This is a genomic window from Gorillibacterium massiliense (assembly GCF_000455485.1).
GTDB classification, from domain to species: Bacteria; Bacillota; Bacilli; order Paenibacillales; family NBRC-103111; genus Gorillibacterium; species Gorillibacterium massiliense.
The window spans coordinates 70,824-93,323 of the sequence record NZ_CBQR020000100.1 but is presented as its reverse complement, the minus strand read 5'-3'; the positions used below and the strand labels follow the sequence as shown (position 1 = coordinate 93,323).

At 49.0% G+C, this 22,500-nt stretch carries 19 protein-coding genes; 11 read left to right on the top strand and 8 right to left on the bottom strand.

Annotation, left to right across the window (positions count from 1 at the left end):
- The first annotated feature begins 252 nt into the window (after window positions 1-252).
- Window positions 253-2,700, top strand: coding sequence for an S-layer homology domain-containing protein (locus TJ79_RS12420; protein ID WP_040950618.1), 2,448 nt, complete (start codon window positions 253-255; stop codon window positions 2,698-2,700).
- 4 nt (window positions 2,701-2,704) lie between these two features.
- On the opposite strand, the gene TJ79_RS27210 is transcribed toward TJ79_RS12420, so the two are convergent.
- On the bottom strand, window positions 2,705-3,235 hold the full coding sequence (locus tag TJ79_RS27210) for a hypothetical protein (RefSeq protein WP_155987866.1): 531 nt from the start codon (window positions 3,233-3,235) through the stop codon (window positions 2,705-2,707).
- Window positions 3,236-3,538: 303 nt separating this feature from the next.
- Between TJ79_RS27210 and TJ79_RS12410 the strand changes: the two genes are divergently transcribed.
- The 5 genes from TJ79_RS12410 to TJ79_RS27205 all read left to right on the top strand — a co-directional run bounded on the left by TJ79_RS12410 (window position 3,539) and on the right by TJ79_RS27205 (window position 8,240).
- Window positions 3,539-4,174 carry a C39 family peptidase gene (locus TJ79_RS12410; RefSeq protein ID WP_040950616.1) on the top strand — a complete coding sequence of 212 codons (636 nt, stop codon included), beginning with the start codon at window positions 3,539-3,541 and terminating at the stop codon, window positions 4,172-4,174.
- A 321-nt stretch (window positions 4,175-4,495) separates the two neighbouring features.
- The gene (locus TJ79_RS12405; RefSeq protein WP_040950615.1) at window positions 4,496-5,839 is read left to right on the top strand and encodes an alpha/beta hydrolase-fold protein; all 1,344 of its coding nucleotides are present in this window, start codon (window positions 4,496-4,498) and stop codon (window positions 5,837-5,839) included.
- A gap of 57 nt (window positions 5,840-5,896) precedes the next feature.
- On the top strand, window positions 5,897-6,880 hold the full coding sequence (locus TJ79_RS12400; protein WP_040950614.1) for a LacI family DNA-binding transcriptional regulator: 984 nt from the start codon (window positions 5,897-5,899) through the stop codon (window positions 6,878-6,880).
- A 150-nt stretch (window positions 6,881-7,030) separates the two neighbouring features.
- Window positions 7,031-7,897 (top strand): aminoglycoside 6-adenylyltransferase, encoded by an 867-nt coding sequence (locus tag TJ79_RS12395; RefSeq protein WP_040950613.1) that lies wholly within the window; start codon window positions 7,031-7,033, stop codon window positions 7,895-7,897.
- A 196-nt stretch (window positions 7,898-8,093) separates the two neighbouring features.
- The gene (locus tag TJ79_RS27205) at window positions 8,094-8,240 is read left to right on the top strand and encodes a hypothetical protein (protein ID WP_155987865.1); all 147 of its coding nucleotides are present in this window, start codon (window positions 8,094-8,096) and stop codon (window positions 8,238-8,240) included.
- A 60-nt stretch (window positions 8,241-8,300) separates the two neighbouring features.
- Here the strand turns inward: TJ79_RS27205 and TJ79_RS12390 are convergent, their stop codons facing one another.
- Together TJ79_RS12390 and TJ79_RS12385 are read right to left on the bottom strand one after the other, a co-directional pair.
- Entirely contained in the window at window positions 8,301-9,254 is a 954-nt protein-coding gene (locus tag TJ79_RS12390; protein WP_040950612.1) for an NAD(P)-dependent alcohol dehydrogenase, read from the bottom strand.
- Window positions 9,251-9,949: a DUF4386 domain-containing protein gene (locus TJ79_RS12385; protein ID WP_040950611.1), complete on the bottom strand. Its 699-nt coding sequence runs from the start codon at window positions 9,947-9,949 to the stop codon at window positions 9,251-9,253. The genes TJ79_RS12390 and TJ79_RS12385 overlap by 4 nt, the downstream gene beginning before the upstream one ends.
- A gap of 160 nt (window positions 9,950-10,109) precedes the next feature.
- On the opposite strand from TJ79_RS12385, the gene TJ79_RS25985 reads away from it, so the two are divergent.
- Both TJ79_RS25985 and TJ79_RS27200 read left to right on the top strand, forming a co-directional pair.
- The gene (locus tag TJ79_RS25985; RefSeq protein WP_052339539.1) at window positions 10,110-10,730 is read left to right on the top strand and encodes a TetR/AcrR family transcriptional regulator; all 621 of its coding nucleotides are present in this window, start codon (window positions 10,110-10,112) and stop codon (window positions 10,728-10,730) included.
- 87 nt (window positions 10,731-10,817) lie between these two features.
- Window positions 10,818-11,036 (top strand): hypothetical protein, encoded by a 219-nt coding sequence (locus TJ79_RS27200; RefSeq protein WP_155987864.1) that lies wholly within the window; start codon window positions 10,818-10,820, stop codon window positions 11,034-11,036.
- A 106-nt stretch (window positions 11,037-11,142) separates the two neighbouring features.
- Here the strand turns inward: TJ79_RS27200 and TJ79_RS12375 are convergent, their stop codons facing one another.
- The 3 genes from TJ79_RS12375 to TJ79_RS12365 form a co-directional block, all read right to left on the bottom strand.
- Window positions 11,143-14,361, bottom strand: coding sequence for an S-layer homology domain-containing protein (locus tag TJ79_RS12375; protein WP_052339538.1), 3,219 nt, complete (start codon window positions 14,359-14,361; stop codon window positions 11,143-11,145).
- Between the two features lie 293 nt (window positions 14,362-14,654).
- Entirely contained in the window at window positions 14,655-15,602 is a 948-nt protein-coding gene (locus tag TJ79_RS12370) for an NAD-dependent epimerase/dehydratase family protein (protein WP_040950610.1), read from the bottom strand.
- 128 nt (window positions 15,603-15,730) lie between these two features.
- Window positions 15,731-17,515 carry a glycerophosphodiester phosphodiesterase gene (locus tag TJ79_RS12365; protein ID WP_040950609.1) on the bottom strand — a complete coding sequence of 595 codons (1,785 nt, stop codon included), beginning with the start codon at window positions 17,513-17,515 and terminating at the stop codon, window positions 15,731-15,733.
- Between the two features lie 242 nt (window positions 17,516-17,757).
- Here TJ79_RS12365 and TJ79_RS27195 point away from each other — a divergent pair, with 242 nt between their 5' ends.
- The 3 genes from TJ79_RS27195 to TJ79_RS12355 all read left to right on the top strand — a co-directional run bounded on the left by TJ79_RS27195 (window position 17,758) and on the right by TJ79_RS12355 (window position 20,769).
- Window positions 17,758-17,919, top strand: a complete 162-nt coding sequence (locus TJ79_RS27195; RefSeq protein ID WP_155987863.1) for a hypothetical protein — start codon at window positions 17,758-17,760, stop codon at window positions 17,917-17,919.
- A 244-nt stretch (window positions 17,920-18,163) separates the two neighbouring features.
- Window positions 18,164-19,153: a tryptophan--tRNA ligase gene (trpS, locus tag TJ79_RS12360; protein WP_040950608.1), complete on the top strand. Its 990-nt coding sequence runs from the start codon at window positions 18,164-18,166 to the stop codon at window positions 19,151-19,153.
- A 140-nt stretch (window positions 19,154-19,293) separates the two neighbouring features.
- A complete protein-coding gene (locus TJ79_RS12355; RefSeq protein ID WP_040950607.1) occupies window positions 19,294-20,769 on the top strand; it encodes a protein adenylyltransferase SelO in 1,476 nt (491 codons plus the stop codon).
- Window positions 20,770-20,797: 28 nt separating this feature from the next.
- Here TJ79_RS12355 and TJ79_RS12350 read toward each other — a convergent pair whose 3' ends face one another.
- Together TJ79_RS12350 and TJ79_RS12345 are read right to left on the bottom strand one after the other, a co-directional pair.
- Entirely contained in the window at window positions 20,798-21,763 is a 966-nt protein-coding gene (locus tag TJ79_RS12350) for an aldo/keto reductase (protein WP_202903319.1), read from the bottom strand.
- Window positions 21,760-22,335 carry a Crp/Fnr family transcriptional regulator gene (locus TJ79_RS12345; protein ID WP_238322989.1) on the bottom strand — a complete coding sequence of 192 codons (576 nt, stop codon included), beginning with the start codon at window positions 22,333-22,335 and terminating at the stop codon, window positions 21,760-21,762. Before TJ79_RS12345 ends, TJ79_RS12350 begins: the two co-directional genes overlap by 4 nt.
- Window positions 22,336-22,500 lie beyond the last annotated feature (165 nt).

Sequence of the window (22,500 nt, the reverse complement as noted above, 5' to 3'; positions counted from 1 at the left end):
CAGAATGTTCCGACCCTTTTTGGCGTTTTCGTTGGAGAAAGTAGTTGCAGGAACCCCGGAGCCAAACTTCAGCGAGTGTGTCCTGTCAGGTTATTGTTAAAAAGTGTCGGAAATCGAAAAAATTGTAAATAAAACGATTATAAATCTGGAAAATTGTCATATAATGCTAAATCATGGGGACTGCTTTTATGTTAATATCTAGGAAATATGCTCGAAAGGTAATTTACTAGACGTCAGGAGGAAACTAGTACAATGAAAAAGTTCTTTGTAGCTGCATTAGCCTCAGCGATGGTATTTATCTCTACAATTCCTGCCTTCGCTGAAACAACCAGTTTTAAGGATATTGATGGCTCTTTCGCAAAAGATGCGATCATCAAGCTGCAGCAAGAAGGTATTGTGAATGGGGGCGATGAAAACCATTTTAATCCAAAAGGTGCTTTGACACGCGCAGAATTTATAACAATTCTCGTAAAATCCCTCAAACTTCCTGTAGATTTGAATGCCAAATCTTCTTTCAATGATGTTAAAGGTTGGGCCGTCCCATACATAGAGGCAGCATATAAAGCAGGAATTATAAGCGGTGAAGGCAATGGTAGATTTAATCCCAATGATGTATTAACAAGGGAAGCAGCTGCAGTTGTTATGGCAAAGGCATTACAAACGCAAGGTAAGATTGATGATACGGCTCCTTTGAACTTCAAAGATGCTGATCGTATTTCTGATTGGGCTAAGAACTATGTTGCCTTAGCGTTTAAGTATGGATTAATTCATGGCAATTCTGATGGTACATTCAATCCACAAGGTAATGCTAATCGTGAACAAGCAGCAGCTATGGCAGTCAACTTCATTAAGGGTGTAGATACCGTGAAGAACGATCAACCAACACCTACGCCAACGCCTACACCAACGCCTACACCAACGCCTACACCTACGCCTACAGGTACGACTACAGGTACGACTACAGGTACGACTACACCAACGCCTACACCTACACAGCCTTCCCCAAATGTGTACTCTTTGGCTATACCGAATTCGGCCTATCAAAAAGAAAATTCTCAGTTACTTCCTGTAAACGCACAATATGAACTTATAGATAGTAATTCTCAGACGGTCACCGACAGCGTTTACTTTCAAAACAATATCTATTGGCATGGTATTGGTATTGTTCCATCATTAGGTCTAAGTAAAGACAATGGGAATCCTAATGCTGGTAAAGTTCGAATTAAGCCGGTAGATATCGGTGCATCAGCAGGTCGAACTGGTGAAGATGTTCAACTATTCGCGTATGATCAGGACCGTTGGGTAAATATTTTGAAAAATGGTTTTGGTCCACAAGATGGGCAGTCTATCGATACTTTTATGACTACTCAATTTTCGAAAGAATGGATCATCGTAGCCAAATCAGGCGTCTATACATTCAGACTCACACTGGAAAATGCTGTGACTCATGAAGTTGTCGCTGTGTCGAATCAAATATCAATACATGCAGTTGCTTCTTCGGATCTATCCCTTAGTTCCTTACAAATTACTGATGGCACCAACGCATATACGCTTAAACAAGAAGACACTTCCTTTAATTCGACGGGCGGTGTAGGATTCCAACCGGATCATACCAATTATAGAGTTATTGTTCCGAACCATGTACAATCTGTTCAACTGCAAGCAACTGCTGTTTCTCAAGATGCTTCAATTAAAGTATTTCAGGGTGCTACTGAGATTCAGCCAATAAATGGAATATACACACTTAGTATTCCCGCTGGTACAATGGGGGCCTTCACGATTTCGGTTCAAAATAATTACATAGGTAATAATACGTATTACTTGCACATCCGCCGTTTTGAAGATCCAACCATTTATTCCCATTCATCTTCTGGGATAATGCTTAGTGGTGTACCTATAGGAAGCATCGTACATGTTTTTGATTCCGCTGCTGGAGGTACAGAAATTGCCACGGCTACCCAAACGGAAACATCTGGTAGACTACAAATTAATATTCCGAATATGCCGGTTACCGGGTCGATTTGGGTCTCTCTAAATGATGGACAACGGATTGAAAAAGCGTATGATTCAACACCGGTACAAGAAATAAGTGATAAGAGCGGATTCGAGATTCGAGCCTTAACAGATTCAGAAATTCAGGCTCTTCATGATTCTGGTCAAAAGTATGTAAATAAAGGATCTAAGTTAAGAGTTGAAAGTGGACAAATTAATTCCTCACTTTCCAGTTTTGCGTACATGACATGGATAGGGACAAATCAGATTAGACCATTTACCCATGATGAAGTTAGGGTTGGAGAACAGCGAGAAATGATTCCAAAATCTAACGGAACAAACACCGAATACACAACCTATAACCATAGTACGAAATATGATTATTTTGTATTCTATGACATTAACGATGTTCCATTAGGATATGTAGTGCTCGATAATCCAAATTATGAAGCGAAAGACATTACAGGTTTTACACTAGCGAATTCAATAGCTCCAGCAACAATTGATGCAGTAGCTCATACAGTAACCATTCAAGTTTCAACTGGAACCGATTTGAAAAATCTAACACCAAGTATTACAGTATCGGCAAATGCAACGATAAGTCCCGCATCTGGAGCTACAACAGACTTTTCTAAGGGTCCTATTATCTACACAGTAACAGCACAGGACGGTTCTACAGTAGTGTGGGTCGTAACCGTTAGGACGTAATACCTTAGATTATTTGGATTTTTATTAGAATAACATAAGTAAAACAGAGAGCGGCCCTTCGCAATAATGCGTTCAGGGTCGTTCTCCTTTTTATGTACGCATTACTAGAAACAAAAGAAGTATAAAAGAGCTTCTCGAAATGAGAGCACGCAACTGCATGAATGCGCCTTACCACGTCCATACAAGTCCGAGAAAGCGCATCAGGCCGATTATGGTCGGTCGGAGAAGCGCCGACACCGACAGCAATGCCAACAGCGACACCAACAGCGACACCAACAGCGACACAGACAGCAACGCCGACACCAACACCGATATCTGTACCAACATCAGTACCAACATTACAGCCGCCAATAATAATAGTACCAACAGAAACACCGAATCCATCAATACCACCGTTTGAACCGTTGCCGTGACCAGGCCGGACTGTGTTTCCTCCGAATTGCACTACCCTCTGATCTGTATGCACACAAGGGTCTAAACGAAGCAATGATGCAGATTTGTTGCCGCCATCTTTTGGCGGCTTTCTTGTACCCATTTTGGGAAGAGCGGTTCATAAGCCAAGGACAACAACTTACAAACGACTGACTCCCGCTGCAATCACGTTCACTCTGTATGAACCCAATATCCCATGAAGAAGTACAGGCTGGATAGAACCCCATCGCCGTCGGCTCTGAGCCGCGGGAAGAGATGGAGGAAGAAGGCGCGTAAGGACGCGGCTTGGAACAAGGAAGTGGGTCGGAACTAACTGCCGGTGAGCAGATTGTTCCGGCCTTTTTTGGCGGGTATAATGATTATAATATCTGGAAATTCAAGCGGATCGAGAAGGAGCACCTGAACATTGGAAATCGATGATCAAAATGAGCTAGAAGAAATGATTAAAGTGTCGTATCCTATCCCATTTTACAGTCAGCGAGTTGATTTCAATGATGTCCACTTACAGGGGTTTAGGAGCATACATGAGGCAGAACATTGGCAAGTGCGCGGTTGCGGAATCGCTTCCATTAAAATGGTAATCGATGGATTTCAGAAGCATCGTGGACTTAAGCTAAGTGATCCATATGGTGAATTAGTATATAAGGGAGTAGAAAAGGGAGCACATTGTGATCGAGGATGGATTCATAAAGGGTTAGTTAAAATTGCAAATGATTATAAAGTTCAAGGTCAAGCATTCAGGCAAAGCAAGGTAAGTGATGTTCTATTTGAATTAGAAAAGAATCGTCCATGTATTGCGTCAGTTACTGCCGGCTTTACTGGCGGGAAAATAAATAGTGATGGCGTAGTCATCCCAACGGGAGGTCACTTGATCGTAGTTGTTGGGGCAGTAAGGGATAATAGAGTTTTAAAAGGTTTTATTGTCAATCATCCTTCATCAGCGATTGAATTAAATTGGGAAAATCATGTTGTTGACATTGAAGACTTTAAAAACTCGTTTTCCGGAGCTTTTATGTCATTTTGGATCAAACAGGAAGAATAGTAAGAGCCGATAGACCGAGATAGACGTGGGTTGGAGGGTTGTGACAAGTTGCCGGTAGGTGATCTGTGCAGCCCTATTTGGTTTCCTGTTCTATATGTCAGCAAAATGGAATCAATCAGAAAACTTTGGACCGGATGCAAGCAAAATAGTTGGTGAGGCGCATTTGTCTACCATTGTTGTCGGAAGCCGGAAGAATCGGTTGATTATTTCCGATTGACAAAGAAAAAGGGCTTAGAGTAGAATTTTTCCATTATATAACTTAAGCGATTAAGTTCTAAACATTAAACGCTTAAGTGAAAATGAGGGGACGGTTTTGCGGAAATGGAGATCGTCAGGCTTTCCCACGTGTTTTCAACGTTTTTGGATAACTCGCGAGATGTTTTCGTCTATTTGCCCCCTTCTTATCACGAAGCAGAAACGCTTCGGTACCCGGTCCTTTATGCACAAGACGGTCAGCATATGTTCTCGTCCGACGAAAAGGGAGATTCATGGGAGATGCACCGGACGGCGGAACGGCTAATCCGTGAAGATCGGGCAAAGGAAATGGTAATCGTCGCTATTTCGTCGATATCGGATCAAAGGGTATCCGAATACTTCCACGATAATCCAGGGGTCGGAGAGACGTTTCATGCCGACTGCAAAGGGGAGTTGTACGAACGGTTTATCGTTGAGGAGTTGAAGCCGTTGATCGACCGTACGTTTCGCACCTTAACAGACCGGGAGCATACTGCCTTAATTGGCTCGTCGGCCGGCGGGCTCGTTTCGTATCACATCGCGTTTCGCAGGCCGGACGTATTCGGCCACGTCGCGATTTTGTCCCCATTCTTTGTGCATGCGGTGGTAAACGACCAAGCAACCAGCGCGAGCAAGCGCGAACCTATCAGCGAGATGAAGCTTTACCGCTCTTACCCGAACAAGCCTCCTGTACGAGTCTGGGTCGATATTGGCGGAGCAGAGGGCCTTATCATGCCGCGCCACGTGCGGGCATTTGTTGAAGAACTGATCAGCCTAGGCTTCAAGCCTGGCGAAGATTTGATGTTTTTATTCGATGAGAAGGCCGGCCATTCGCAAGCGGATTGGGCGAGACGGCTGCATAGCCCATTGTTGTACCTGTTTGGCGAGATTGGCCGTCCCCTCTGCCTGAATCTTGAAGGGAGAAAGCAGATCGGGCTTCTGGGGCTTCGATCGAAGTTGTATCCGAAGGTCACTTTTGACACAGGCTTTGAAATGAGTCTACTTGCCGCTGAATATGCGGTTGATCCACCCGAAGTGTTAAAGGTTGATGACGACGGCACGATTGTTCCGCTGTCCGAAGGGACGGCGGAGGTGACGGTTCGATATGGCGGCGTTACCGACTCGGCCTGCATCGAGGTCGTTCGTGAACTGCCAGATACCGTGTCGATCGAGATTCGCGTAGACGTCCCACTGACCACCCCTAACAATACGCAGATCCATGCCGGATTCGGAATTCCGAAAGTACGGGACGGCTTGTACCAGGGGCGTTTCCTGTTGCCGAGGGATTTGACGTTCTATGTAAAAGTTTCGCGGGGTTTTGGTATTCATGAGAAAAGGGAGACAGGCAGACGCTTCGATACTTCCGAATCGTCCAGTTTCCATTTCATTGTAGAGGAGTGGGAGGATGAGCCGACTGGAATTTCGAGATGAGCGATGGCGGTGAATATCCGCTTAGTCGGCTTGTGATAATCCCGTCGAGAACTGCGAATGATCGAGGTGTCTGGTTTGAAAAAAGCGACGATGAAAGATATAGCTCGCGAAGCGAAGGTTTCGGTGGCAACGGTCAGCTATATTTTGAACAATGTGAACAATCAGGTCATAAAGGACGAGACGCGTTGCCGCGTACTGGAGACCGCCAAGAGGCTGAATTATATCCCTAGCCTGACGGCGCGTTCTCTCGCCAAGGGGAATTCCGGCATGGTGGCGCTGCTGTTCAACCGAAGCGAGCGGGACGGCTTATGGAGGAAGATGTACTACGGTATGCTGGCCGAACGAGCGGAAACTCTCTGCAAGCAGGCGGGCCTCCACCTGCTCGTTCTCGGAATGGATTCGGAAAGACCGACTTTTGACATCGTGCGTCAGCGTGAAGTGGACGGCGTTTTGCTTGTCGATGTGAAGAGGGAAAAGTTTCGGGACATATCGGTTCACTTCAGCATCGGGGTGCCGATCGTGTTGATAGACAGTTACATCGACGATCCGTTGTTCAAAAAGGTCGTGATCGATTACCGCCAGGCATTCGCGTTATGGATGGAGCGATCGGGTGGAAGCGGCAAGCAGTGTTTTCTCGTGCTGGACGAATTCTCCAACGAGAGCATGATGACGGAGATCATCAACGCTTCGCAGCTCGATTCGGCGTCGGTCTTCGTGCTGTCCGCTGACAGCGCCAGTGGCTTGCCCGAGTTCCTGTTGCGGCAACAAGGGAAGAGCGGGGTGGCGTTGAACGAATTTGTCGGATTGTTCGTCGCGAATGCTTCACAGGGGCTGAAGCTTGAACTGACCGTGTTCTGTACGATTGGCTGCCCTGAGATTCTGCCGCCAGGCGTTCGTACGTTGAGAACGGAAGAGGACGGCGGACAGCTCGACGTCGCTTTCAGGATTATGCGGTCAATGGTCGAATCGAAGCACAAGGATGTCGATTATTTAGCGGTCGGAACGGAATCCGGATCATATGTTCCAATTTCGCTGAAATGAACCGACCGATGTTGGTATGAGTTCCGTCGCGTAAGTGCGGCGTGGTATTTGGCAGAAAAATGTTCTAGAGTAATTGGGGTCAGTGAAATTTTTTTATAACAGAACCTATCTTATATATTGTTGGAGTCTACGTAATCGGAGGTAAGTAAAATGGCAACTGATCCTTATGAGATACTTGAAGAGCGCCTATATGCCTGGGGGCTTAATAACAGTGAGATTTCGGCGGCCTATGTCGTTGGATCGCGAGCGAGAGTTGACAAGCCGTTTGATGAGTTCTCCGATTTAGATGTCGTGATTTTTTCAACTAACCCGGATTATTATTTTCGAACCGATAAATGGTTGATTGATATCGGCGATGTGTGGACAAGCTTTGTGTTTCAAACTGCCGGAGGGGATCCAGAAAGACTTGTTCTCTTTGATCGAGGGCTGCAGGTCGACTTTTTATTTCGCCATGTTTCCGATCTGGAGAACTCAATTGAGAACGGTCGGATTCCTCTCGGATTCCAACGCGGTGCCAGGATTCTTCTCGACAAGACAGGGAAGAGTCAATACTTATTGCCAAAAAAGACAACGGTTCCCGAAAGTAACTCGATTACCGAAGAATCTTATTTACAGGTCGTGAACATGTTTGCATTCGTCTGTCTGTATACGGCGAAGCAAATATTGCGCGGCGAAATGTGGGTTGCCTATCAACGGGAGCAGGATTGCAAAAAACTGCTTCTGCAGATGATCGAGTGGCACGCCAAAGCCGTGAATGGGCCTGACTACGACACGTGGCATGCAGGGAAATTCATAAAGGATTGGGCCGACCAAAGCATAATCGCAGATTTAAAGCAATCATTCGGAGGATTCGAACAAAGCAGCAGTTGGAAAGCACTTAATACAACATTTGAGTTATTCAGTCGTCTGTCTTTTGCTGTAGCGACTACATTCGGCTATACCTATCCGGAAAATTTGATTATCCAAATTGAGAATTGGCTGGAAGAACGGAACTCAGATACAGCGTTTAGCTGCTAACTCCGTCAACGCCGTTTAACGAGGAGTTTCAAACGTTTTACGTGGGGGAGTCGATTTACTGTTGCAGAGCTGTCTGGAAAAATAATCCAAATAATAAGCATTCGACAGGCTGCAAACAGTTACGGCCTAGGTGTGCGAACCTTAGTGAATCGGGAGGATAACAATTCCCTTAGTCAAAATGGAGAGTTTGGCTGGGATGGCGCAAGATGCTGTTACGTCGGTCATTGATCCTGAATCGGAAGTGACGCTGTTTTATGCCCAGCAGGAAGGCGGTTCTCCGTGGTATCGATGGTATGGTACGGTACGTAACTATGCCTATGCGAGTATTTGGCAGGCGCGTTGATGGAGGGCATCCTCCTGCGCTGCTTGCGGTTGATGCACCAAAGCGCCTGCATTTTGGTAATTAAGTGTGGGGCATCGTGGGATGCTTAATGGATACGGCGACTCCTCCACGCTTGCGGCCCTTTTCTACGTATTCATGAGCTTCTACAATTTGCTCCATCGGATAGATTCGGTCGATTACCGGTTTTAAGTGGCCGGCATCGATCAACTCTTTGATTTTTACAAGGCGTTTGGAGCTCAATTCTAATTTCCCGTCATCGATGGACCGATAGTTTGCTTGCGAGCGCAGAGCTTTCTTGCACTGCTCTTTTACGGTTGAGTCTTTGGCTTTTCCCGCTGTATCGAGCATAACGTCGTAAGGGCCTACGGGAGGTGCAGCGTCCTCTTTGGTGTAGTCAATCACCTGATCGGCCCCTAAAGATTTAACGAATTCCAAATTGCGCGTGCTGCATACTCCGGTAACTTCAGCGCCATAGTATTTTGCCAATTGGATGGCCATTGTTCCGGAAGTTCCTGATGCCCCGTAGATAAGAACCTTCTGACCGGGACTTATATTCCCTTCTTCCACCCGTTGCAATGCCAAAAGCCCGCCGTATGCCGCGGCTGTTGCCTCTTCATAACTTATACTTGCAGGTTTTAGGGATAGGCAGCCGTACATGGAGTCTGATTCTTTCATGCATTTGTACTCGGCGTAAGCGCCAAGTCCGAAACCGGTAATCCCGTAAACCTGATCCCCTGCTTTAAACCGCTTGATGTCTTTTCCTACGGATTCGATTTCTCCAGCCAATACCATTCCGATGATGGACTTTCTCGGTTTTGTGAACCCCAAAAAGAGTCGCATTGGCAGTAAAAACCGGAGCGGCAATTGGGAGGCTCGAATATAGATGTCACTGGCCGTTACGGCGGAAGCGTGGATTTTGATGCATACCTCATCATGCTTGGGAGAAGGCTTTTGGACTTCCATAAGTTGAAGCACGTCCGGCGGGCCATATTTGGTGCACACAACCGCTCTCATTGGATCAAGTCCTTCCGAATTGGCATGTGAAAACCTCTAACCAGTATGAATAGGCCGGCAAAAAACTCGAAGGGGACATACGGTAAAGCGAGGACAAGAATAGCAGGAGGAACATGTGCGTCGGAAATGGTCCATACAGCGCCAACAAGCACAAATGGGACGGCAATCAAACCCCATAGCGATAGCCATTTTGGTATAAGATTGGACTTGTTCAGCAAGAAATAAAAGAGAATAGCGCCAAGACCGAAGGGGAGCATGTGCAGGGTGTACATAAAATGCTCCGCCTCCAAAGCCAGTCTGGCTAGGCGTTCAATGGCTTTATCCCCGGTAGCCGCATAGTCTTGACTGATCTTCAACAGGCCAAAGACAACGCATTTGCTCGCGACAAGGATCCCAGCCTCGAAGATGTACAATCCTAAGGCGGTTAGGGCCATCCCTTTGTTTTGGCTTCCGACAACCGCAAAGAGAATGGCTCCTAGAAATATGATCCCTGCAGCCGTGACGATATCGCCTATGATGCTTGCATGGACAAGAGGCGCATGGCTGGCTAAGTTGAGCATCGTTTTGCGTATATCCTCTTCAACAATTAGCGGGTTGAATAAAAAACCTCCACTGACCAGCGAAGCTAAGGCTTGCAGCAAGAAAGCCGCCCCTAAAGATCGTGACAGGTTGCTGCGAAAGGGTGTCATACTCATCTTCGCCCCCCGACAGTTCCAGTGCACGTAACCTAAGCAATATCATTGTAATTTCTTCAGACGCTAACTATACTGTACAGTGTAAATAATTCCCAAACAAGGGTTAATTGCACTATGCGGTGTAGTTAATTTTTGTCGATAGAAGGGATTGCATAGATAGATGGACGTTATACCCGCAGTCAAAAAACGAGATAAGAGCAGGAAGCATGAATCCATCCTTAATGGGGCTATGCAGGTGTTTACCGAAATGGGTTACGACAATGCTAGTATGGATCGGATTGCCGAGATCGCGGGTGTTTCCAAACGTACGGTCTATAACCATTTTTCCAATAAGGAGAATCTCTTTCAAGCGGTGATTGCCAAGCTCCTCAGTGAACAACAAATCTTGAAGCAAATTGAGTATGACCCTGCAAAACCGTTAGAAGAACAATTGGCAGCCTTTGCGCATGCTGAATTATTTTTGATCAACAGTCCCTCCAGGCTCGGATTATCACGGGTTTTGACCTCTGTCTTTATTCGGGATATCGATTATGCGCGTATGACCCGGGCGAAATATGCCTCTCCCCTTGAACCGTTTATAAACTGGCTTATGGCGGCACACAAAGATAACAAACTGCAAATCGACAATCCGGCTCTTGCGGCGCGGGTGTTTTACGCCATGATTGAAGGTGCGCTCACGTGGCCGGCTTTATTCCAACACGGCATTACCAACGAAACGGCCAACCCTTTGCTGGATGAGCTGATTTTCACGTTCGTAAAAAGATATTGCAAAGCAGACTAGCCTTTCCGGCTCGTCCTCGCAACTTTCCCGTTATTTATTCGTCTATAGGATGGATTTGGGAATTTATGGGATTGGAGAGAGGGCAAAATGAAACGTTTCGTAATGGGGTTGATCTGCGGCTTCGTCTTAAGCGGGGCATCGGTGGCGGCGGCATCGGTATCCAACGAAGTGAAAGCGAGGCTATATCCGACTTTATTGCACCTTTTTGTAGATGGAAAAGAAAGTTCATCTAGTGATGTCAGTGTGTTGAATTACAATAATCGGCTGTATGTCCCCCTTCGTGCGTTTTCCGAGGTTCGTGGGTAAGGGGGTTAATAGATAAAAAGAGGGCCGTAACAGGCTGCCGTTGAGCAGACGTTGCGACCCTCTTTTACAAGGAAAATGATAGATGACTCCCTTATTATATCGATCCTTACAATAGCAAGTCCCGAATCGTCGGTTCCGTTGTCAGAACGTGAATGATAACCGTAATGGCCTCCGCCCTCGTGACGTTATCGTCGGGTGCAAATTGATTCTGGCCTCGCCCCTGGATGATTCCGGCGGCTGAGGCTTCTTTGATTATATCGTAGGCCCAATGATTGGGCTCAACATCGACGAAATCTTTGCCCTTGCCAACGTCGGTTTTGTCCAAAATCAAAATTTTCGAGATCATGGCCATCATTTCAGAGCGCGTAATCCCATTATCCGGTCGGAACGTTCCGTCCGGGTATCCGTTTATGACTCCATTTGTAGCAAGGATCTCGATATAATTCCGCGCCCATGAGTTCTGAGTATCTTGAAATGCGCGGGTTCCGCCTCCAGCTTGCAGGCCTAAGGCTTTTACGATCATTGTACTGAACTCGGCTCGTGTAATCGAAGTATCCGGTCTGAAGGTTCCGTCCGGATAGCCGGAGGATATCCCTAATCTAACGGCAAGTGTAATGCTGCTGGTAGCCCAGTGGGAGGGTGTATCTTGGAATGCTGTAGCATTCCCGGCAGCCAAGTCGTTTTTAATAGAGGCTATCAGATGACCGAGGTCAACGAGCCCATAAAAAGGCGAGGCCTCTTCAGCCGGAGTCGTTACGGGGTCAGGATCGGGATCGGCCGGACTTGTACTTGGGCCAGGATTCCAATTACCGCTGCTTCCGCTGGATGTCACCGTCAGGTTCATATTCACCGTTTGGGTCCCATAGACGGCTGTCAAGACCGTGCCTCCCGCCTTGAGGCCTATTATCGTCCCCCCGGATACACTTGCAACCGCAGGTGTTTGAACAGTCCAAGATACGGAAGAGGTTACATCCGTTTCGGACAAATCCGAATAGTGGGCTGTTATTGTCGTAGAAGCGGTTGACCCAGCTGTAACGTTTATGGTTTGCGGAGCAGCGCTTATGCTCGTTAACGCCTTTATGGTAACACCTTTCGTTGCAATGCTGCTATTAGCTGACCCGTCATTCACAGAGAAGCTAATCGTGCGGGTCGATGCATTTGGCGTTGCGGATGAATTGGTGTACGTGACCGAACGGAGTGCGTTTTGCCACTGGGCCAAGGTGGCCGTAGCACCGGAAGACGTCAATGTAAGCACTCCGGTGGAAGCATTGTAGGTTGCCGTAATATTGCCCATGGTTGCTCCATCGTTCATAAATGCCAGCGCGTCTTCCCCAGCTTGGAAATTGCCTGTGACGGCTACAATTCCACTAGATAGTGTCGTATTGTCTAGATCGGAAACCGATAGGCCGGAGTCGATGGCAACGGGGGTTGAAGCAACGTTATCGCCGGCGGTGAAGCCGGTTGATCCGCCACTAGTGGTCACGATAGGCGGCTGGTTTATTGGCATTGTTATGGTAATGCTCTTCGTTGCGCTGCTGCTGGTCTTTACTCCGTCATTTACAGAAAAGCTAATCGTACGCGTCGATGTATTCGGCGTTGCTGACGCATTGGTGTACTTGATGGAGCGCAAGGCACTTGTCCACTGGGCTAGGGTGGATGTAGCGCCCGCAGACGTCAACGTAAGCACCCCGGTGGTGACATTGTAGGCTGCCGAAATGTTACCCATGGTTGTTCCGTCGTTCGTAAATGCCAGCACGTCTTCTCCAGCTTGGAAATTACCTGTGATGGTTGCTGTACCGCTGGCTAATGTTGTGTTGTCCAGGTCGGCTAACGTTAGGCCGGAGTCGATAGCAACGGGGGTTGAAGGCATGTTACCGTCGATCACGAACCCGGTTGGCCCGGCACTTGAAGTCACGATAGGTGTTTGATCCACTGCGGTTACGGTAACCGTTCTCGTTGCTGTATTACTCATTACCGATCCGTCATGCACCGAGAAGCTAATCGTTCTCGTTGCCGTATTCGGAGTGACGGCTGAATCGGTGTATGTGACCGAGTGGAGGGCGTTTTGCCACTGGGCCAAGGTGGCCGTAGCGCCGGAAGATGTCAGCGTAAGAACCCCGGTGGCGGCATTAAAGCTCGCTACAATATTGCCATATAAAAGCGAGCTGCTGTTCGTGAACGTCAGTACGTCTTCCCCACTATGGAAATTGCCTGTAATGGCTACAGTTCCACTAGATAGTGTCGTATTGTCGAGGTCGAAAACCGTTAGGCCGGGGTCGATAGCAACTGGAGTTGAAGCAACGTTATCGCCAGCGGTGAAGCCGGTTGACCCGCCACTCGAAATCACGATAGGCGGCTGGTTTGTCGCCATTGTTAGGGTAATGCTCTTCGTTGTACTGCTGCTGGTCTTTACTCCGTCATTTACAGAAAAACTAATCGTGCGAGTTGCCGAATTTGGAGTGACGGCTGTATCGGTGTACGTGACGGAGCGGAGGGCGCTTTGCCACTGTGCTAGGGTGGCCGTAGCGCCGGAAGACGTCAATGTAAGGACCCCGGTGGCGGCATTGTAGCTTGCCACAATATTGCCATATAAAGACGAATTGGTATTCGAGAACGCCAGTATGTCTTCTCCACTGTGGTAGTTACCTGTAATGGCTACAGTTCCGCTGGCAAGCGTTGTGTTGTCCAAGTCGGATAACGTTAGGCTGGAGTCAATAACTACGGGGATCGAAGGTAAGGTACCGCCAGCCACGAACCCGGTTGGCCCGCCACTTGAAGTCACGATAGGTGTCTGATCCACTGCAGCTACGGTAACGGTTCTCGTTGCCGTATTACTCAGTACCGATCCGTCATACACCGAGAAGCTAATCGTACGCGATGCCGTATTTGGAGTGACGGCTGAATCGGTGTACGTGACCGAGTGGAGGGCGTTTTGCCACTGGGCTAGGGTGGCTGAAGCGCCAATGGATGTCAGCGTAAGAACCCCGGTGCTGGCATCGTAACTCGCCGTAATATTGCCCATTGTCGCTCCGTCGTTGATAAACGTCAGCACGTCTTCACCAGCTTGGAAATTGCTTGTGATAGCTACTGTCCCGCTGGTTAACATTGTGCTGTCCGGATTGTAAACCGTTAGGCCAGGGTCGATGGTAACGGGGATTGAAGCTGCATTATCGCCGGAAGTGAAGGCGGCAGATCCGCTGCTCGTAGCCACGGCTAGGCTCGGGGCAACCGCTAAGGCTACGGGTGAAATCCAGCATCCGAGACTTAATTGAAGAATCAAAAAGAGGGAAATAATGAATGACCATTTTTTTGGTATGTAGTTCATGTTGCTTTCCTCCTTATAAATATTCTTATTTAGTATATTCTATTAAATGGCAAGAAACTATAGAAAATTAATATGCCGTTTGCGGCGGGAGTAGAGTGGGGGAGAGGGGGCGCAAGAGGTGAGCGGGATAATGTAAAAAGGACCGTAACGATCTGCTGGTAAGCAGGTTGTTACGGTCCTGTGTGCGCTCGGCAGCGCAATCGATTAAAGAGTGAAAGTCTCTAGTGCGCCGAAAGGTGGCAGAGAAAAGTAGCTGACGCATCGTGCGCAGTGCATGGGGACAGGTGCGGAGGTTACAGATCATCCACTTTAGTCATCCGGCTGTCCGACAGTTGAGGCAAATGATGCAAATACCAATGATATGTCCTGCGCAGTCCATCGCTTAGAGCGATAGAAGGGGTATGAAGGCCGGCGTTTATAAGGTTGGAAATATCCAACTCCATGTTAACGTCCCGAAACGGGAAAAAGGATCGCACCTCAACATGCAAAGCTTCATGATCGATTGGTTTGGCTGTTGCTTCGATTCCTGTGACTTGGCTGAAACAATGGAGCATCTTTTCCCAGGACATGAGCTCTGGGTGTGTAACATTATACGCCTTTCCAACGGTATCGGTGGTCAGAGCGGATTCGAAAACTTCGCACAAGTCGGCTATGTGTATGAATTGAACCTGCGTGAGTTGTCCATTTGGACTACAAGGAATCGGAATGGCCTTACGCTGTTTGATTCGATCGAAAAAATAGCTTTCGCGGTACAAGTTATTATTCTCACCGTAGATATAGGTGGGCCTGAAGATTAACATCGGAAAACCAGTATTCAAGTATTGCTGGAACAAATAATCCTCGGCTTCTTTTTTATCTAATCCGTATTGTCCCCAGTTCGGGTTTTCGCCACGTTCGTCACTTTCGGATAGAGCGCCGAAGCCGGGTTTATATACGGCGGCAGATGAGCAGAATATGTATTTTTTTAGTGCCGTGGTATCTATGCATGCTAAAAGTGTGGATACGTCGTTCTTGGTGTAAGCGGAAATATCCAAAATATAGTCATACTGTTTTCCTTCCAGTGTTTTTTGGAGTTCAAGGGACGAATGCCTGTCACACTTCAGATGCTCTCTGAAACCGGTATAAGTTAATTTCCCCACCCCTCTTGTAAGGATATCTACTTCATAGCCTTTAAGAATGAAATGTTCAGCTAATGAACGGCTTACAAACGTAGACCCGCCCATAATCAAAGTTCGCTTCAAATTGATCACCTTCCAGATTTATATTAATCAAACATAATATACAAAAAAGGGCGTCTATTCAAGGGACTGACCCCTGTCTCAGAAACAGGGGTCAGTCCCAAAGCCGCCGCTCTGCATTTTTTGTTGTGCTAATTTATAAAATCCAGCTCGATCATCGATTGCGCCTGTACCGGCGTGTCGGTGATGAGGCCATCGATCTTGAATTTTAGCATTTCTTTCAGATTGCGCCGCCCGTTGACCGTCCACACCAATACCTCGCGTCCAGCGGCGTGCGCTTGATCGACAAATGACTTTGTCACCATTACTTGCTCGACGGTATAAAAGTCTACGTCCTGCGATGATAAATTGCCAAAGGCAAAATACATGATTTGACCAATCCGGATGTCGGGGGACAGTGCCCGGATTTGCCGCAGCACGGTGCTGTCGAATGACTGAATGTAAACGGCATCTTCCATCTCGTATTCATGGACTAATCGGATTGTTTCTTTTACGAGGGGTTCACTTGTCCCATAGGGCTTCAGATCAAGCAGCAGCTTGATTCGTCCTTTCGCCTCGCCCAGCACATCCTCCAGTGTGGCGATGGGAACCGGATTGCCGTCCGGATCTTTCCCGATTGCGAGCTTGCTTACCTGAGCGTACGTTAAGTCGTTTATCCGGCTGTTCACTCCGGCCATACGTTTGAGAGTAGCGTCGTGGTTGAGGACAGCCACGCCGTCTTTGGTCAACTGTATGTCGATCTCGACGGATTGGATGCCTTTGTCTATTGCGTCCAAAACGGCGGGAAGCGAGTTCTCAGGAGTCGTGGTGTTCTCCACGTCACCCCGATGAGCGGAAATGAGCACGCTCCACTTGGCGTAGACCAAATGCCCGTTGGCTTTCCATCCAACGAACAGCGCTAAGGATACATATACGAGAGCGAGAGCGGCGAACAACGTCCGTTTACGTGGAAATCGCCTCGCTGCGTCCGTCAATTTCTCCTCCCAGCGGCCTAAAAAACTGTGGTATAGCTTCAGCTGATCGCCGGCAATCCGTTCTTTGCTTCGTTTGAACAAATAGAACAAACGCGTCAGCACGACGATGTTGGTCGGCATGACCGTTAGCGTCAGGATATAGGTAAGCATCGAGGACAGTGTCAGGGAATAGTGCGCGGTGAACGCCTTCAGCACGTTATGATTGAGCCAATAAGGCAAAAACGACAAGGAGGAGATCGCTGCAAAACCCGTCCCTATGACGAGCGCGTTCATTAGGAGTAACGAAACGAGCACCTTCGAGCGCTTGCCCCGCGTTAAGGCGTGGCTGCTTTGTATGGCGGCTCCGATTGTTTTGCCTTCCAGAACGATATAATGCAGCACGAAGATCCACCGGAGCACAAGGTAAATCGCTGTAGTTACAATAGCGATGTAGACGATGGTCATGACCAGTGAAGGATGCAGCACATTGCGCTCCATGAAGATTGGAACGTTGAATAGCGCATAGAACGACTTCGATATCGGCGAGTCGACGAACGGGATGAGCACGAGCAAGATCATCAGCAGCTGTATGGCACCGAAGCCGAGCAGCCGGGGCGTCTGACGGAGTGCAGTCAATAACGCGTCGGCGGTTGCGATCCTTTTGCCGAAATAGTGCTGCTGGACGAGGATAACGAGCACGCAAAGCTCGATGAACACCGCAAAAGATGCGACCAAACCGATGGCGGTAAGGCCGAGCATACCTCGCCAGTTCAAGCCGAGTTGAACGATATCGTCGTTCATAAGCGAACCGGAACCGATTACCGTCAGAACACGGTTGAAGATGAGCGTAATGATCGGAAGAATGACAAAGCTGGTCAAAATCACAAACAAATATTCGAAGAGCAACAGTTGCAGATATGCGGCACGGAAGTCGCGGATGCTTCGACTCAGCAGCTTGAACATAGGGGTCTTCCTTTCTTTTGGTCAGCCTCCGAAGTCGCGATTAATCGCTTGTTACTTAAGGTACATTATCTTCATCAATAAAACCAGCCTCTGTAATGCCAAGCATCATATTACGGTCGTCACTTATCCTATGGTACCTTTGTTTTTACAATAGGCTCATTCATCCCATTCGTTGACTAATCTCGCAATATCGTTTAGGATAATTTCAATATCGTAACAACGTAGAAAAAGGGTAAGTAGACATGCGGGAAGGACTTGCAGAGAGCCGGTGGTTGCTGCGAACCGGTGTCCGAAGCGTGATCGAATGGCCTTTGGAGTTGCTTTTCCGAGCCGCCATGCAAGGCGCCGTAGGGAAATGCCGGGCATCCCGCCGTTATCAAGGGGACGGTATCGAGATTCGCTAAACGGAATCTCCGCACCGGAAGGAGAAGGCCGTCAACTGCTTGCGTCATGCAGTGGTACGGTCATTTAAGGTGGCACAGCGATAACTTCGTCCTTAGGGGACGGAGTTTTTTTATTTATGAAAGGGGGTGGTGGCCATGGAAGAAGGTTGGTGGCGGCGGTCGATGTTTCGATTAGGTTGGTTCAATCGGGATGCCGTTTTTCTGTACGGAAAAACGCTCCATAATCCAGGGAGGATGATTAACGATGACAGAACGTGTTTTAACCGGAGACCGGGTAACCGGCAAGCTTCACCTTGGCCATTACGCCGGCAGTTTGAAGAATCGCGTGATTTTGCAGGATCAGTATGAAACCTTTGTGCTTCTGGCCGACATTCAGGCGCTGACTACCCATTTTGAGCAGCCTGATTTTATCCGCCGGCATTTGCGGGAAGTGGCGCTCGATTACTTATCCGTCGGGATCGACCCGATGCGGTCGACGATTTTCGTTCAGTCGATGATCCCGGAAATTGCCGAACTGACCGTATTGTATTCCATGTTTGTTACGGTGAATGTGCTGCGTCACAACCCTACCGTCAAGTCTGAATCGAAAAGCGGCGGGCTCGACGACATGTACTACGGCTTTCTCGGTTATCCGGTGAGCCAGGCGGCGGATATTACCTTTTGCAAGGCGACGATCGTTCCGGTGGGCGATGACCAGCTTCCCCATTTGGAATTGACCCGAAAAATTGTTCGGCGGTTTAACGAGCTGTATAAGCCCATCCTGTTGGAGCCGAAGCCGCTCGTGGGCGATATGCCCCGGTTGGTGGGCACCGACGGCCAGGCGAAAATGAGCAAAAGCTTGGGCAACGCCATCATGCTGGATTCATCGACGGAAGAGCTTACCCTCAAGATCAAGAGGGCGGTAACCGATCCGGCCCGTATTCATAAAAACGACCCCGGCCATCCGGACGTTTGCCCAATCTATGCGTACCACCAAGCTTTCCGTCCGGAAGGTGCCGAGGAAATCCGCGAAGGTTGCGAAAAAGCGGCCATGGGCTGTTCCGCCTGCAAAGGGTTCATAATCGAGGCTTTGGAGCAGCTCCTCGAGCCGATGCGGGAACGCCGGTCCTATTATGCGGCCAGACCGGATACCGTTGATGACATTTTGATGTCCGGAACCGAGCGCGCTCGCGGCATCGCCCGGGAAACGATGAAGGAAGTTCGGGAGGCCATGTGCCTCGACTATTTTGGTTGAGCCTAAGTGTGATAAACTTCATACAGATGCAGTCGAAGCAAGGGGCCGAAATGGCGGATTTCCGAGATGCGGAGCGGCGCATACTAAACCGATGACGGAACGATTATTTTCAACCATGTCGAACGGATAAAGGTGATCGAATGACAGAGGAAAAAAATACAGCCGGCTGGAATTTCGACAACAGCTATGCCCGCTTGCCGGAACCATTTTTTACGCGGATGAGTTTGAATCCGGTGCGTTCGCCGCAGGTGGTTCTTCTCAACGAACCACTGGCAGCCTCATTGGGACTGAATGCCAAGGAGCTGGGCGGTGAATACGGGGCGGAGGTGTTTGCGGGCAACCGCGTGCCGGAAGGTGCCGAGCCTATTGCCCAAGCTTATGCCGGGCATCAATTCGGACATTTTACGATGCTGGGTGATGGTCGGGCACTGCTCTTGGGTGAGCAGATTGCACCGAACGGCGAGCGATATGACATCCAGCTCAAAGGCTCGGGCAAGACACCCTACTCTCGCCGGGGAGATGGTCGGGCTGCATTGGGACCGATGCTCCGGGAATTCATCATCAGCGAAGCCATGACGGGATTGGGCATCCCGACCACCCGCAGCTTGGCCGTTACTGCAACCGGCGAGCCGATCTACCGGGAAACCGAACTGCCCGGAGCGGTTTTAACGCGGGTGGCCGCCAGCCATCTGCGGGTCGGCACCTTTCAATATGCGGCCCAGTGGTGCACCGCCGATGAGCTTCGCACCTTGGCGGACTATGCGATTGGGAGGCATTATCCGGAAGCGGCATCGGCGGATAACCCTTATCGTGCATTCCTTGATGCGGTAATTAAGCGCCAAGCCGAGCTAATCGCCCGATGGCAGTTGGTCGGTTTTATCCACGGGGTGATGAACACCGACAACATGGCCATCAGCGGCGAAACCATTGACTACGGTCCATGCGCATTTATGGATGCCTATGACCCGGCCACGGTTTTCAGCTCCATCGACACGGGGGGACGCTATGCCTTCGGCAATCAGCCGCATATCGCCCAGTGGAATCTCGCCCGCTTTGCGGAGACGCTTCTTCCTCTCCTGCACGAAGTGGAGGAGCAGGCGGTCAAGCTGGCGGAAACGGCGATATCGAAATTTGCCGATCTGTACCGAAACTTCTGGCTTGCGGGCATGCGGGCGAAACTGGGAATGTTCAATAAAGAGCCGGAGGATGAAGCGTTGATCCATGATCTCCTCGGCTTGATGCAAGTTCATAAGGCCGATTACACCAACACCTTCCTTGCGTTGACCTTCGACGACACGAGACCGGGAGTTTCCGCTTTGGTGGAAACTGCAGCTTTTGGCCGGTGGCGGGAACAGTGGCAAACAAGGTTAGGAAAGCAATCGGAAGACTGGGAAGCTTCTAAAGCATTAATGCGGCAAAAAAATCCGGCGCTAATCCCTCGCAATCACCAGGTGGAGGAAGCGTTGGATGCGGCTGTTAATCATGGGGACCTCAGGGTGATGGAGAGTCTGCATACGGCTGTGGCCGATCCCTTCGCCCATTCTCCCGAGCAGATGACCTATGCCTCTCCCGCACCGCCCTCAGCTTGTCAGTATCAGACGTTCTGCGGCACCTGAACAGGGAACGTCCGTTTTTTCAAGTTCTCTAGCTTGAACGCATGCTCTTTTCCCAGGAGCCTCTCAATTCAAGTCCTGTATCTCTAGCTGCTTTCTCCATATCGGCTATGTCGCTCTGGCTTAACTCTAGCTGCAGGGCGAACGACGCGCCGTCGATATGGGATTCTTTTGTGACCCCGATAATCGGCACCGTGCCTTTGGATAGCGCCCATGCGGTTGCAACTTGCGCCGGCCCGGCTCCGTGGCTCGCACCGATTCGATTCAGGACGGCTGTCAGCGTCTCGAGCTTTTTTAACACGTCCGGGGGGTATGCCTTGCCCCTGCGCGTTCCGCTTTGGAATGGATGAGTAGCGCTGTAGGCTCCTGTCAACGCGCCTTGCTCCAGAACCATATAGCTAAAAAAAACGATGCCCCGCTGGCGGCACCATTGCAAGATCCCCGCCTCTTCCGATGTCCGGTTCAGCAAACTATAATGATTTTGCACCGCAGACAGCTGCAGACCCTCGCTTTCCAGAAGGGCTGCAGCTTTTGTTGCTTCCTGAAGATTATGATTGGAGACGCCGGCATGGCGGACTTTTCCGCTTTTCATGAGGGGGATCAGTTCATTCGTCCATTTCCGGACACTCTTCGGGTTATGAATCCAGTATAGATCGGCATGGTCAAGACCGAGTCTGCCCAGGCTTTTATTTAAGGAGCGGCGCATCGCTCCCCTTGTCTGAAAGCCGAGGGGGGTGAATTTGGTAGACAGGATGATATCATGCTCGTCTTTTATCAATTGACCGATGATGGACTCCGAAGCGCCCATTCCGTAGACCGCCGCCGTGTCCCAAAGCGTGAACCCATGCTGGAGCGCTTTTTGAAAAACTGGCTTTAACTCCTCTTCGCGATAACCATTCCCAAAAACATGATTTCCTCCGTTCAAACCGCTTCCCCACGACCAGGTGCCCAAGGCGATCGCCGGGATTTTGCTGTTTTGCATTTGGACCCATTTCACCGTAAGGCCCCCCTTTCCGTCTGTGTCCCTTCCTCGCGAATGGTCCTGCGGATTCTGCTTAGCGAGATCGGCGTTATGCCGATATATGAGGCGATGTACGCTTGATTGACCCGTTTTTCCAGTTGAGGATGCATTCGTTTGAAATCAAGATAACGCTCTGTGGCGCTTTTGACTAGAAAGCTGATCTCCCGGTCCATCTTGTAACGGATGACAGCTTCCAGTCCTTTGGCATAGACATTCATGCAGTAGGGAAACGTACGGATCAAATTCTTGATGTCTGACGCGTGAAAAGCAAGGATTTCGCTGTCTTCAAGGGCTTCGATGCAGCAAGTGGATGGTTCCTGCCGAATCAGGCTTTCGCTACCGCAAAAGGCGTTCTCCTCCAGAAAATGCTTCGTCATATCGTTGCCGTCCCGATCGAGATAATAGCTTCGCAAAATGCCCCCCCGAACAAAATACAATTCAGTCTGGTGATCCCCGGCATGAACCAGAATCTCTCCCTTTGGAAGCGATATGGGAAAAGCGGCATGCTGCAGCCTATCGGCTATTTCTGCAGACATATTCTCTTTCATAATGTTTTCGATGATGGTTTGCATAGCCTTGATTTGGTCGATAATGCTCTCCCCCTGATTGCCAAATTTTTCTTAATTATAAAAGGAACCATCGGCATGTGTAATTAACTTTTGATAATTTTTCAATATTGCGAGGGGACATCTGGATCGAACGTCCTTTTTTGC